The organism is Streptomyces sp. CC224B, assembly GCF_030010595.1.
Taxonomy (GTDB): domain Bacteria; phylum Actinomycetota; class Actinomycetes; order Streptomycetales; family Streptomycetaceae; genus Streptomyces; species Streptomyces longispororuber.
In genome coordinates this window covers 55,534-67,870 of sequence record NZ_JASCXL010000049.1, presented here as the reverse complement: position 1 = coordinate 67,870, position 12,337 = coordinate 55,534, and the positions used below count along the sequence as shown (strand labels likewise).

At 73.7% G+C, this 12,337-nt stretch carries 10 protein-coding genes; 4 read left to right on the top strand and 6 right to left on the bottom strand.

The window, feature by feature from the left end:
* Positions 1-67: 67 nt before the first annotated feature.
* Positions 68-733 carry an NAD(P)-binding domain-containing protein gene (locus tag QK440_RS20600; RefSeq protein ID WP_282794628.1) on the bottom strand — a complete coding sequence of 222 codons (666 nt, stop codon included), beginning with the start codon at positions 731-733 and terminating at the stop codon, positions 68-70.
* Between the two features lie 121 nt (positions 734-854).
* Here QK440_RS20600 and QK440_RS20595 point away from each other — a divergent pair, with 121 nt between their 5' ends.
* Positions 855-1,454 (top strand): helix-turn-helix domain-containing protein, encoded by a 600-nt coding sequence (locus QK440_RS20595; protein WP_349239303.1) that lies wholly within the window; start codon positions 855-857, stop codon positions 1,452-1,454.
* A gap of 60 nt (positions 1,455-1,514) precedes the next feature.
* Positions 1,515-1,928 (top strand): hypothetical protein, encoded by a 414-nt coding sequence (locus QK440_RS20590; protein ID WP_282794627.1) that lies wholly within the window; start codon positions 1,515-1,517, stop codon positions 1,926-1,928.
* 75 nt (positions 1,929-2,003) lie between these two features.
* Here QK440_RS20590 and QK440_RS20585 read toward each other — a convergent pair whose 3' ends face one another.
* The 4 genes from QK440_RS20585 to QK440_RS20570 all read right to left on the bottom strand — a co-directional run bounded on the left by QK440_RS20585 (position 2,004) and on the right by QK440_RS20570 (position 7,784).
* Complete coding sequence (locus QK440_RS20585) at positions 2,004-3,482, bottom strand: MFS transporter (protein WP_282794626.1); 1,479 nt, start codon at positions 3,480-3,482, stop codon at positions 2,004-2,006.
* Positions 3,483-3,982: 500 nt separating this feature from the next.
* Entirely contained in the window at positions 3,983-4,171 is a 189-nt protein-coding gene (locus QK440_RS20580; RefSeq protein ID WP_282794625.1) for a CsbD family protein, read from the bottom strand.
* Positions 4,172-4,358: 187 nt separating this feature from the next.
* Entirely contained in the window at positions 4,359-6,530 is a 2,172-nt protein-coding gene (gene helR, locus QK440_RS20575) for an RNA polymerase recycling motor ATPase HelR (RefSeq protein WP_282794624.1), read from the bottom strand.
* Positions 6,531-7,370: 840 nt separating this feature from the next.
* Positions 7,371-7,784 (bottom strand): ATP-binding protein, encoded by a 414-nt coding sequence (locus QK440_RS20570; RefSeq protein WP_282794633.1) that lies wholly within the window; start codon positions 7,782-7,784, stop codon positions 7,371-7,373.
* Positions 7,785-8,267: 483 nt separating this feature from the next.
* Here QK440_RS20570 and QK440_RS20565 point away from each other — a divergent pair, with 483 nt between their 5' ends.
* Both QK440_RS20565 and QK440_RS20560 read left to right on the top strand, forming a co-directional pair.
* The gene (locus tag QK440_RS20565) at positions 8,268-9,626 is read left to right on the top strand and encodes an NAD(P)/FAD-dependent oxidoreductase (protein WP_282794623.1); all 1,359 of its coding nucleotides are present in this window, start codon (positions 8,268-8,270) and stop codon (positions 9,624-9,626) included.
* Positions 9,627-9,685: 59 nt separating this feature from the next.
* Positions 9,686-10,810, top strand: coding sequence for a low temperature requirement protein A (locus QK440_RS20560; RefSeq protein ID WP_282794622.1), 1,125 nt, complete (start codon positions 9,686-9,688; stop codon positions 10,808-10,810).
* Between the two features lie 126 nt (positions 10,811-10,936).
* On the opposite strand, the gene QK440_RS20555 is transcribed toward QK440_RS20560, so the two are convergent.
* The gene (locus tag QK440_RS20555; RefSeq protein ID WP_282794621.1) at positions 10,937-12,097 is read right to left on the bottom strand and encodes an amidase domain-containing protein; all 1,161 of its coding nucleotides are present in this window, start codon (positions 12,095-12,097) and stop codon (positions 10,937-10,939) included.
* Positions 12,098-12,337: the final 240 nt, after the last annotated feature.

Below are 12,337 nucleotides of genomic sequence, written 5' to 3'. Positions count from 1 at the left end.
GGGGGGGGGCGGCCCCCGCCCGCGGCCGGCCGGCCCCACCAAGGGTTCGGGCCGGCCCGCCGAGGGCCTACGGCGCGTCGTCGACGGCGCCCGGAGCCAGCGCGGGGGCGGGGAAGGCGTGCCGGGCCTCGCCGCCGGACCACCACACGCCGATGGCGAGGACCGCGGCCGCCTCCAGCAGCCCCGCCCGGTCGAGGCCGCCGCACGGCAGCGGCGCGCAGCCCATCGAGTCGACCAGGTCCGTCACCGCCCGGGCCGCGGCCGGGTCGTCCGCGCAGAACGGCACCGCCAGCGGCGCGCCCTCGAAGGCGGGCCGGGGCAGCGTCCACACGCTCTCGTGGCAGATACCGAACACCTTCGCGACCCGGGCTCCGGGCGCGGCCGCCGCGACGCGCGCGGCCACCGAGTCCGTGCCGCCGGACGTCGTGAGGGCCGGGCCGCCGGGGCCGGGCGCCATCGGGACGGTGCAGTCGAGCACCGTCCGGCCGACGAGGTCCCGGGCCAGGTCCCCGGCCAGCCGTGGGGCGGCCTCCGCGGGCACGGCGACCAGCACCGTGTCGCCGTACCGTGCCGCCTCGGCCAGGCCCCCGTGCCCGACTGCCCCGATCCGGGCGGCCGTCCGGGCCGCCGCGCCGGTGTCCCGGCCGCCCACCACGACCTCGTGCCCGGCCCGTACCCAGGCCCCGCCCAGTGCCGCCGCCATGCCGCCCGCGCCGAGTATGCCGATCCGCATCGTCCCGCTCCCGTTCCTCCGGTGGTGCCTGTCGTGGTCCCTGTCGCGGGACGTCACGCCTTGGACGCTAGGCGGGCCGACGCACACCGTTCGGTACGCAACGAGGTGGCAGGATCTCCCCATGCGTGAACGGGGAGCGGCGGAACGGGCCCACGGGGCAGGGGAGTCGGGCGGACGGGAGGCACCGCACTCACCGCACGGGCCCGACGCGGCGGACACGGCTGACACGGCAGACGCGGCGAACACGGCAGACACCGCGGACACGGCAGACACCGCGGACACGGCAGACACCGCGGACACGGTGGAGGACCTGGGCGGGGACCACTTCGCCGCGGACTGCCGGGCCCGCGTCGCCTTCGAGGTCCTGGCCAACCGGTGGGACAGCGTGGTGGTCTTCGTCCTGGGCGAGGACGGCCCCCGGCGCCCGCGTGCCCTCCTGGACCGCATCGGCGGGATCAGCCCCAAGGTGCTCAACGAGGCCCTGCGGCGCCTGGAGCGCAACGGCCTGGTGGAGCGCCGCCGTTACGCGGAGGCCCCGCCGCGCGTCGACTACCGCCTCACCGAGGCGGGCACCGCGCTCCTCACCCCGATCCGCGCGCTGGGCGCCTGGGCCGCGACCTATGCGGACGCCGTCCTCGAAGCCCAGGACCGCCACGTGCGCCCGGGCACGGCCCGAACCTCCGGACCGCGTACCGCCGAAGACCGTTCGACGCGCTGCTGACCTGCGGCGTCACCCCGACCGCGGATTGACTTTAAATCTCCTTTACTGTTGTCTGCCCGGATGAACAGACGTATCCGCACCGCTGTGTTCCCCCTCGCCGCCGCTCTCGCCCTGAGCCTGAGCGCCTGCTCCGAGGCGGAGAAGAAGGCCGTCGACGCGGTCGACAAGGCCATCGACGAGACCTACGAGGTGACGTACGAGGTCACCGGCAAGAACGTCGACGAGATCCAGTTCGCCTCCGGCAAGGGGTCCGCGACCAACCCCAAGCTGGAGAAGGTCACCAAGCCGGAGCTGCCGTGGAAGAAGACCGTGACGCTGCGCGGCATCATGCCGCCCACCGTGGTCCCGATCTCGACGGACCCGATCGCCGGCGACGTCGCCTGCAAGGTGATCCACAAGGGCAAGGTCCTCAAGGAGTCCACCGGCGACAAGGTCGTGACGGGCTGCATCGCGATCTCCCCGATCGGCGGCTGACCCCCGCCCGGCGGACGTACCGGTCACCGGGCGTCCAGGTCCCGGGCGACGGCGTGGCCGGGACCTGAGGGCGGCTCAGTCGTCCCGGCTCCCGGCCCGCCCGGGCAGGCAGAACATCAGGGCCCACATCAGGGCGAGGAGGCCGCCGACCCACCACAGCACGGTGACGAACGCGTCGCGGTTGAGTGCGGCGTCGGGTGAGCCGCCGGTGGTGGCGAAGAAGACCAGGGCGGTCAGCGCGGTGCCGAGGGTGATGCCCAGGTGCATGGCGGTGTTGAACAGGCCCGATGCGGAACCGGCGTCCTCGTGCGGGACGCGGGCGAGTGACATGTCGGCGAGCGGGCCGCTGACCATGCCGAGGCCGAAGCCGATCAGTACCACCGGAGCGGTCATCGCCACGAGGGTCAGGTCCGCCTGTCCCGCGTCGGCCTGGATCCCGTAGGCGGCCATCGCGGCGAGCGCGATGAGGGTTCCGGCCTGGGGCAGCCTGCGGGCGAAGCGCCCGGCGCTCTTCCCCGCGACCGCCGCGCCGCCCAGTTCTCCGACGGACAGCAGCACGAAGGCCAGGGCCGCGTGGAAGGGGCTCATGCCCAAGCCGCGCTGGAGGTGGAGGGTCCAGGTCAGGAAGAACAGCCCGCAGAGCAGGCCGTGCACGAGCTGCGCGGCCGTACCGCCGGCGAACTGCCCGTCCCGGAACAGGGACAGGCGCACGAGGGGTGCGTGGTCCTGCCTGCCGTACTGGTGGCGCAGGAAGGCACCGAGGGCGAGGACCCCGGCGGCGAGCAGGCCGAAGCACCACAGCGGCCAGTGGTGGAGGTGGCCCTCGGTGAGCGGGAAGACGATCAGGACGACGGCCGACGCGGACAGCAGCACACCGGTCACGTCGAGCCGGTCGGCCCGCCGGACGGTCGACTCGGGGATGAACCGGCGTCCCAGGAGGAGCACGGCGAGGCCGACGGGCACGTTGACCAGGAAGATCGGCCGCCAGGACAGCCCGAACAGGTTGGCCTCGGTGAGCAGGCCGCCGAGCACCGGGCCCACGACGTTGGCGAGCGAAAGGACAGCCCCGTACAGGCCGAAGGCCTTGCTGCGGTTCTGCCCCTCGAAGGTGACGTGCAGGGTGGCCAGGACCTGCGGAATCATGAGCGCGACGGCCACGCCCTGGAGCACCCGGGCGCCGATCAGCACGCCCGGGCCGGTGGCGAGGCCGCACAGCAGCGAGGCCGCGGTGAACACGACGGTGCCGACGAGGAGGACCCTGCGTCGGCCGTGGAGGTCGCCGAGGCGCCCGCCGGTGATCAGCCCGACGGCGACGGGCAGCGAATAGCCGGTGGTCAGCCACTGCACCGCGGCCGGTCCGGCGCCGGTCGACTCCTGGATCGCGGGCAGGGCGGTCAGGACGACCGACTGGTCGAGCAGGTCCATCAACTCGGCGACCAGCAGCACCAAGAGGGCGACCCGGGCCGCCAAGGTCATGTGCGGGTGGTGGGGTGCCGGGTGGTCCGGGGGCAGGGTGGCGTGCTGCGGCTCGCTGCCGAGCGCGGAGGAAGACACGGCGGGAACTCCTGATCAGGAAATCGGGGAGCCCTGCCGACAGCCGCACCGGGGCCGGCACACACGAAGCCCGGGGCAGACGGCAGAGCTGCACCCGGGAGAAAGACGGAAATCTGCGGGGGGGGGGTGACGCAACTCAGGCCGACGTGCCGTCCGCCCCCGCACACGTGCGACAACACAGCACGTGGGGAACGCGAACGACTACAGGGCCTGGTTGATAGGAAGTCACCTCAAGATCGACGCCGAAGGAAACGGAAAACGCGGAAGAAACAGGAAGTCCGGTCGCTGCGACCGACAGCTCGGCACAGGGACCTGTCCACGATACGACACCCCCCGGCTGCGCCGCACACCCGTTAAGGGCCCCCGCTGGACCGGCGCAGGACCAAGCCCCCGCTGCCGGGGTGGCGCCCCTTTGCCCGGGCAGGATCACTGCTCCCGCCCGGGCCCGGTGGAGTGCGCCTACGTCAGGACGGACCTCGGCACAGGGGCACCGGACAGGGTCAGCGGTCCTCGCGGTAGGAGTCGCGAACCCCCTCGGCCGTGTCGCGCGCCTTGTCCCGTGCCTTGTCCGCGGCCTCGCGCATCTTGGCCTTGGTCTGCTCGGCCTTGCCCTTGGCCTGCATCCGGTCGTTGCCGGTGGCCTTGCCGGCCATCTCCTTGGCCTTGCCCTTGGCCTTGTCCATGCCCATGGTGACTCCTTCAGTGAGAGACGGGACGTCTGTCACGTTATGAGCGATTCGGGTGGTGTGCATCCGGAGGTGGGACCGGAGTCGGAGCCGGAGCGGGTGCCGGAGCCGGCGACGGTGACGGCCCGGCCGGGCGGGCAGGGTGGCCGGGGCGCCCAGGCGGCCGGGGCGCCCCGGCCGCCGGTCGGCGTCACGGACGCGTGAGGACCACCAGTTGCCGCGTCGCGCGCGTCATCGCGACGTAGTGGTCGACCGCTCCCTCGATGCCCTCGCCGAACTCCTGCGGGTCGACCAGCACGACCAGGTCGAACTCCAGGCCCTTCGACAGCTCCGGCGTCAGGGACCGGACGCGGGACGTCGCCGGGAACGTGGGATCGCCGATGACGCAGGCGACGCCGTCGGCGTGCTCGGCGAGCCAGCCGTCGACGACGGGGCGCAGCTCCGCCGCCGACCCGTGCGCCACGGGGACGCCTCCGCTGCGGATGGACACCGGCACGTTGGCGTCCGGGAGCACGGCCCGGATGACCGGCTCGGCCTCCGCCATGATCTCCCGCGGCGTACGGTAGTTGACGCTCAGGGAAGCCAGGGTGATCCGGTCGAGCCCGACGCGCTCCAGCCGCTCCCGCCACGACTCGGCGAACCCGTGCCGAGCCTGCGCGCGGTCCCCGACGATCGTGAAGCTCCGGGACGGGCACCGCAGCAGCAGCATCTGCCACTCCGCGTCGGTCAGCTCCTGCGCCTCGTCCACGACGACGTGGGCGAACGGACCGGCGAGCAGGTCCGGGTCGGCGGGCGACAGTTCGGCCTCGTCGACCAGGCTGACCTGGGCGTCCTTGCCACGCAGCATCCGTACCAGGCCTTCGCCGTCGTCCCCGTCGGCCCCGGAGGCGGCCGCCGCCTCGATCAGGTTGTCGACGACCTGCGCCATGCGCTCGCGCTGGGCGGCGAGGACGGCCTCGTGCCGCCGCCTGCGCCGGGCCGTCTCCGGGTCGCCGAGCCGCTGCCGCGCCGCGTCCAGGAGCGGCAGGTCGGACACCGTCCAGGCCCGGGCGTCGGCGCGCTGGAGCCGCTGGACGTCCGCACGGTCGAGCCAGGGAGCGCACATCCGCAGGTACGCGGGGACCGACCACAGGTCCGAGACGAGGTCGGCGGCCTCGAGGAGCGGCCACGCCCGGCCGAAGGCCGTGAGCAGCTCCCGGTTCCCGGCCAGCGAAGCGCGGAGCTGTGCCTCCGGGGCGTCTTCCTCGTGCTTGTCCACCAGGATCGTGAGCAGCTCCTCCCACACCTGGTCGCGGGCCTCGTTGTGCGGGGTACCGGGCTCCGTCGCGGCGAAGGCGACGGCCCAGTCGTCCGCGGTCAGCCGGATGTCGGACCAGTGCGTCGTGACCGTCATCCCCGTGGCCGGAGGCTCCTCGTAGAACCTGACGGCCGTCTCGATCGCCTTCACCATGTCCGCGGACGACTTCAGCCGCGCCACGTCCGGGTCGGACTCGGGCACCGCCCGCGCCCCCTCGGCGACGAGGTCCCGCAGCGTGCAGGTCTGCACGCCCTCCTCGCCGAGGCTGGGCAGCACGTCGCCGACGTACGCCAGGTACGGCCGGTGCGGGCCGACGAAGAGGATGCCGCCGCTGCGGCGCTGCCCGAGGCGCGGGTCCGAGTACAGCAGGTAGGCGGAGCGGTGCAGGGCGACGACGGTCTTGCCCGTGCCCGGGCCGCCGTCGACGACGAGGGCGCCCCGGGAGCCCGCGCGGATGATGGCGTCCTGGTCGGCCTGGATCGTGCCGAGCACGTCCCGCATCCGCGGCGACCGGTTGGTGCCGAGGCTGGCGACGAAGGCCGACTGGTCGTCGAGCGCGGCGTGCCCGGCGAATCCTTCCGGCGCGAACACCTCGTCCCAGTAGTCGCTGATCCGCCCGTCCGTCCAGCGGTAGCGGCGACGGCTGGCGAGACCCATCGGGTGGGCGTGCGTGGCCCCGAAGAACGGTTCGGCCGCGGGGGAGCGCCAGTCGACCAGCAGCCGGCGGCCCGTGCTGTCCGTCAGGCCGAGGCGGCCCACGTACACGGGTTCGGTGCCCTCGGCGCCGACCATGCGCCCGAGGCACAGGTCGAGGCCGAAGCGGCGCAGGGTGCGCAGCCGGGCGGTGAGCCGGTGGACCTCCGCGTCCCGGTCCATCGCGGCGCGGCCCGTGCCGCCGGGCGCCCTGCGCTCGGCGTCGAGGCGACCGGAGACCTCGGCGATCGTCTGCTCCAGGCACTCCGCGACGGCCGCGAAGTGCCGCTCGTCGTCGGCGATGAGCGCGGGGTCGGCCTTGGCGGAGAGGCGCTCGGGGAGGTCGAAGACACTGGTGATCAGGGGGTTCACGGTATGAGCTCCGTTCTGGGGCCGCCGAAGGCCCTGGGGCGCGCACGCTGGTGCGCGGCAGGCGACTACTGGGCGTCCGGACCGGCATGCGGGAATGTCGGCATGCCGGTATGCGGGTATGCGGCGGTGTCGATATGTGGTGGCGTCGGTATGCGGCGGCGTCGGTATGCCGGTGTGTCGGCATGTCGCTTCGGACGCTGTGCGGAGCGAGGCTCCGGGGGAGTGCGTGGCGGACCTGGCGGCCGTCGGCGCGGCTCGCGGGGTGTGCGGGTCCTTGAGGGTGCCGTGTGAGCCGGGGCGGGCCGGTGGTGCGGGGCCCGGCTGCTTCGGCGTCTCGTGGCAGTACGTGCTCCGGCCGTTCCCGGGCTGCTCGCGCTACGAGGATCCGGCGGGCCGGGGGGCTTGCCCCACCGGGGGCGCCACCGGGCCGGACGACGGCGCGCGGGTCACGGCGACACCGGTGCGCTCTCCTGGGGCGGCCGGGGCACACAGCGGCGGCGCGGCCATCGACTCATACGTCGACAACGTCGACAACAACACACGCATTCGGCATCCCCCACGTCCGCAAGCTCTGTTTCCGGCTCAGGCCGGAGATTCTGCGGCACGGAGGGGGTCTTGCCGCAAGGCCCCCTGTGTGTTATACGTTGAGAGTGGCAGGGAGTCGTGTACTCTTTGCCTTTTTGTTTGCCGCCTTCCGGCCGCTTTCCGGCCGCCTTCCGGGGCGCCGCGAGAGCCGGGGCAAGAGCCCGCAAGCTCAAGAGCTGAGGACGGCAGGCAGTCGTACGCGGTATCCGCCCGCTCAGGCCAGGGCGGCAGCGGTCAAGGACGTGCGGCGGAACGTCACAGCACCTGGCGGCCGGCCAGGGCGCCGGCGGGGTCGTCGGCCAGGACGACGTCGGCCGTGATGCGCTTGCCCACCGGCTCCCGGTGCACGGCGAAGCTCGTACAGACCGCCATCACGATCTCCAGGCCGTGCTGCCCCACCCGGTCCGGGTCGGGCGCCAGGATCACCGGCAGCGCCGTGCTGCTGTCCCACACGCTGATGCGCACCGCCCCCTCCACGATTTCCAGCGTCAGCAGGCAGGGCCCCGGCGCGTACTTGCGGGCGTTGGTCACCAGCTCGCTCACCACGAGCTGCACCATGCCCATGGCGCGGCCCGACACGGGCAGGCCGTGCACGGCCTGGACGTCGGCCAGGAAAGTCCGGGCGAGGTCACGCGCCTCCGCGATCTCGGCGGTGCTCTCGAACGCCATGGAGACCGCTATGACATCGCTGACCGGCGACTGCCGCTCGTCGTCCTCCGCCTGGGTCACGTGGACCACCTTGCTTCCCGAGTCACTGTGCAACACACGACGCCCTTACCCCCGAATCTCCCTGCCATGCGACCCTTCTTCGCGCCCTTTCTCCGGCACGGCCGGGACGCGCGGGCGCCCAGGGACGCAGGGTACGCAGGGCTCGTGGCGCCTGCCACATCCGGTTCTCCGGGGGCTCGGCCCCGGCCCTCGTACTGTTACCCGCCCACCCGCCTCCCCATCGGCCTCCGGCCCCGTCCTCAAGCGGCGGACGGGCTGGATGTCCCCGTCTCGCCGTCCACGGCTTTCCGCGACGTCCGCCGCGGGTGTGCGCTCTCGGGCAAGCACGCGTGCGCCCGTTGTCCGAGCACGGCGTTCCGGCGGCCCTAGGTTCGGCGGTCGAGCACGCCCGGGGGACGGGCGGGACGACGAACGGCGAGGGACATGCGTGAGCAGGCGGATGTGGTGGTTCTCGGTCTGGGACCGGGCGGTGAGTACGTCGCGGGCACCCTGGCAGAGGCCGGCCTCGACGTGGTGGGCGTCGAGGCGGAGCTGGTCGGCGGCGAGTGCCCGTACTGGGCGTGCGTACCCAGCAAAATGATGATCAGGGCGGGCAACCTGCTCGCCGAGACGCGCCGGACCCCGCTGCTCGCCGGGGCGGCGACGGCGACCGCCGACTGGGCCAAGGTCAGCGGCCGCGTCCGCGACGAGGCCACCGACCACTGGAACGACCGGGCGGCGGCCCACCGGCTGACCTCCAAGGGCGGGCGCCTCGTCCGCGGCCGGGGACGGCTCGCGGGACCGCGCCGGGTGACCGTCGGCGACCGCACCGTCGAGGCCCGGCGCGGCGTTGTCCTGGCCACCGGGACCCGGCCCCGCATCCCCCCGGTCGCGGGCCTCGCGGACACCCCGTACTGGACCAACCGGGACGCCATGGCGGCCGCGGAGCTGCCCGCGTCGCTGATCGTGCTCGGGGGCGGCGCCGTCGGGGTCGAGACCGCCCAGGTCTTCGCCCGGTTCCGGTGCGCCGTCACGGTGGTCGAGGGCCAGGAGCGGGTGCTGTCGCGGGAGGAGCCGGAGGCGGGCGACCTGGCCGCGGCGGCCCTGCGGTCCGACGGTGTCCGCGTCCTCACCGGTGCCCGGGCGCGGCAGGCCGGACACGACGGCACCGCGTTCACCGTCCGCCTCGACGACGACCAGGTGCTGCGCGCCGAACGGCTGCTCGTGGCCGCGGGCCGGGGCGCCGACCTCGCCGCGCTGGCGGTGGAGACGGCCGGGCTCGACCCCACCGCGCCCCACGTGCCCACGGACGGCCGGATGCGGGCCGCGGACGGGCTGTGGGCGGTCGGCGACATCACCGGGCGCGGCGCCTACACCCACGTGTCGATGTACCAGGCGGAGATCGCCGTCCGCGACATCCTCGGGCGGCCCGGCCCCGAGGCCGACTACCGCGCGCTGCCCCGGGTCACCTTCACCGACCCGGAGATCGGCGCCGTCGGGATGACCGAGCGGCAGGCGCGGGAGCGCGGGCTGCGGGTGCGCACCAGCGTGCTGCCCCTCGCCTCCTCCACCCGCGGGTGGATCCACGGACCGGGCAACGAGGGGTTCGTCAAACTGGTCGAGGACGCCGGCCGCGGCGTGCTGGTCGGCGCCACCTCGGCCGGACCCGCGGGCGGGGAGGTGCTGTACGGCCTGAACGTCGCCGTCCACGCCGAGGTCCCCGTCGACCGGCTCCGGCACATGATCTACACCTATCCCACCTTCCACCGGACGGTCGGAGCGGCCCTGGGAGCCCTCCGCTGAGCCGCGCGGCACGCTTCCGGGCGGTCCCGACGGCCCCGGCCGTCCGGCGGCGGCGCACCATGACCGGCCGCGACCCCGGGGAACCGCACCGGTCCGCCACCCCCCTGGAGCTCTTCTTCGACCTGTGCTTCGTCGTCGCCGTGGCGCAGGCCTCGGCGCATCTGCACGGGGCGCTGACGCACGGCGACCCCGCATCCGGCGTCCTGCGCTTCGCGCTGGTCTTCTTCACCATCTGGTGGGCCTGGATGAACTTCACCTGGTTCGCCTCCGCCTACGACCCCGACGACACCCCCTACCGGCTGACCGTCCTGGCGCAGATCACGGGCTCCCTCGTCCTCGCCGCGGGCGTCGGCCGCGCCTTCGACGAGGGTGACCTGCTCGTCATCACGCTCGGCTACGTGGTGCTGCGCACGGCGCTCGCCGCGCTGTGGGTCCGGGCCGGGCTCGCCGACCGCGCCCGGCGCAGGACCACGCTCCGCTTCGCCGCCGGGGTGACGGCCTGCCAGGGCGGCTGGGTGGCCCTGCTGTTCCTGCCGGACCGGGCCCACCTGCCGGGCATCGCCGTGATGGTGGTGGCAGAACTCCTGGTTCCGGTGTGGGCGCAGTCCGCCGGGATGACGCCGTGGCACCCGCACCACATCGCCGAGCGCTACGAGCTGTTCACCCTCATCGTGCTCGGCGAGTCCGTCGCGGCCGCCACGGTCGCCGTACGGGGGGCGTTCGACCGGCACCACGGCACCGGCGCCCTGTACGCGCTGGCCGGGGGCGGCCTGCTGATGGCCTTCGCCCTGTGGTGGCTGTACTTCGCCCGGCCCGCGCACACGCTCCTCGCCACCACCCACCAGGCGCACCGCCAACGCTTCACCTGGGCCTACGGCCACTACCTGGTCTTCGCGTCGGCCACCGCCGAGGGCGCGGGCCTGGCCGCCTACGCCGACCACCTCGCACGCCACCCCGGCACCTCGTCCGTGGGCGCCGGCCTCGCGGTCACCGTCCCGGCCGCCGTCTTCCTGACCACGGTGTGGGCGATCCACCTGCGGCCGCACCAGAGGCGGGCGGCCGACGGCGTGCCGTTCGCCGTCGCCGCCGCGGGCGTCCTGCTGGCCGCGTGGTCCCCGGCCCCCGCGCTCGTCGCCGGGGTGTTCCTGGGCGCACTGGTCACGGTGGTCACCACCCGCCGGTGACGGGAGGCCACACCCCCCACGAAGGACGCGCGGCCCCTCCCCGAAGGGACGGGCCGCGCGGCGCGGGGACGTACCGAGGCGGCTCAGGGGCCTCCCGGCCCGCTGCCCCGCGATGGTGCGGCGGGATCAGGTGCGGTAGGCGAAGTAACGCGCGTTGGGATACGACGCGATGATGCTCGCCAGCGACCTGCGGTAGGTGTCGGTCGAGTGGTAAGTGAGGTACGGCATGCCCCGCCGGTCGCGGTACGTCACCATCATCGAGTGGTCCTTGGACCCGTTGCGGTCGAAGTCGACCTGCAGGACGTCGCCGACGTCCAGCTGGTAGACGTTCGTCAGGTTCGGGGCCCGCCGGTTGGACAGCGTGAACCACGCCCACTCGTTCACCCCGACCCAGGAGCCGCTCTGCCGCGCGCCGTCGTACCACCAGTTGCGGTAGTCGGAGGACGTGCCCGGGACGGACTTCCAGCCGCCCGCCTTCAGCGCCTGGCTGACGAAGTTGGTGCAGTCGCCCCCGGCGCCGTTGAACTGCCGGTACGCCGTGTTGTACGTACGCCAGTACTTCTCCGTGTACCGCGCCATGGCGGAGTAGTCGTAGGCCCCGCCGGTCTTCCTCGGCGTCGGCCTCGTCGGGTACGCGGTGGACGCCGGCGTGCCGCTCGGGTACTGCTTGCCGTCGTCCTTGACGGTCTTCACCCGGGCCGTCGGCGGCTCGTCGACCGCGACCGGGCCGTTGTCCCGAGACGTGACCGAGGTCAGCTCCCAGCCGTTCCTCGTGGCGGCGAACGTCAGCTCCTGCCGCGTCGAGAAGGCGGTGGTGTCCGGTTCGTCCCCGCGCACCTTCTTGTAGGTGAGCGTCGACGACGCGGTGGCCCGGACGGTCGCCGTCCTGCCGGTGACGGTGGCACGCTCCACCACGACACGGGTCTTCGCGTCCGTGTAGGCCTCGCCGAGCGCCGCGAGCCGGGACTTGCGGGACCGCAGCGACCGGAGCGCGGCGTCCTCGTCCTTCTTCAGCCGGACGGACATCCGGGTCTTCGCGGTACTGTCCTGGGAGCCGCCGCGCCCCTGGACCAGGGCCTGGGTGCGCCGGGACAGGACGTCCTCGGCGATGCGGGCGAAGGTGGCGGCCGTCCTGCGGTCGGCCTCGCGCGGCGCGCTGTCGGCGGCGTCGACGGCCGGGGCGGGGGTGCGGGTGGTGGCGTTCGCGGGGTACGCCAGCAGGGGGCCGGACATCACGGCCATGGTCAGACCGGCGATGACGGCGGGTCTGTATCTCTTGGATATCACTCTGTTTCCTCTTTTGTCGCCCGGTCGAGTCGCCCGGGGGACGGAATCTTCGCACAACTGGGCGCCTGCGTTGCGCCGTTCGTCCCACGCGGCCTCCGGCGACCGCCGGACACCGTTCCCACACCCCGGCCGGCCCCGTCCCGGGTACCTCTAGGGTGTGCGGAACAGGCAGCAGAGGAGGCGTGCGGAGTGGGTGGGAGGAGTACGGCCGCGGAAGGGCGATCGGGGGGTCTACGGGCG

Excerpts from the sequence above, each read along its gene's own strand:
- QK440_RS20565 (WP_282794623.1), top strand. The coding sequence starts at position 8,268 with ATGCGTGAGCAGGCGGATGTGGTGGTTCTCGGTCTGGGACCGGGCGGT.
- QK440_RS20600 (WP_282794628.1), bottom strand. The coding sequence starts at position 733 with ATGCGGATCGGCATACTCGGCGCGGGCGGCATGGCGGCGGCACTGGGC.
- QK440_RS20570 (WP_282794633.1), bottom strand. The coding sequence starts at position 7,784 with ATGGCGTTCGAGAGCACCGCCGAGATCGCGGAGGCGCGTGACCTCGCC.
- QK440_RS20595 (WP_349239303.1), top strand. The coding sequence starts at position 855 with ATGCGTGAACGGGGAGCGGCGGAACGGGCCCACGGGGCAGGGGAGTCG.
- QK440_RS20560 (WP_282794622.1), top strand. The coding sequence starts at position 9,686 with ATGACCGGCCGCGACCCCGGGGAACCGCACCGGTCCGCCACCCCCCTG.
- QK440_RS20590 (WP_282794627.1), top strand. The coding sequence starts at position 1,515 with ATGAACAGACGTATCCGCACCGCTGTGTTCCCCCTCGCCGCCGCTCTC.
- QK440_RS20580 (WP_282794625.1), bottom strand. The coding sequence starts at position 4,171 with ATGGGCATGGACAAGGCCAAGGGCAAGGCCAAGGAGATGGCCGGCAAG.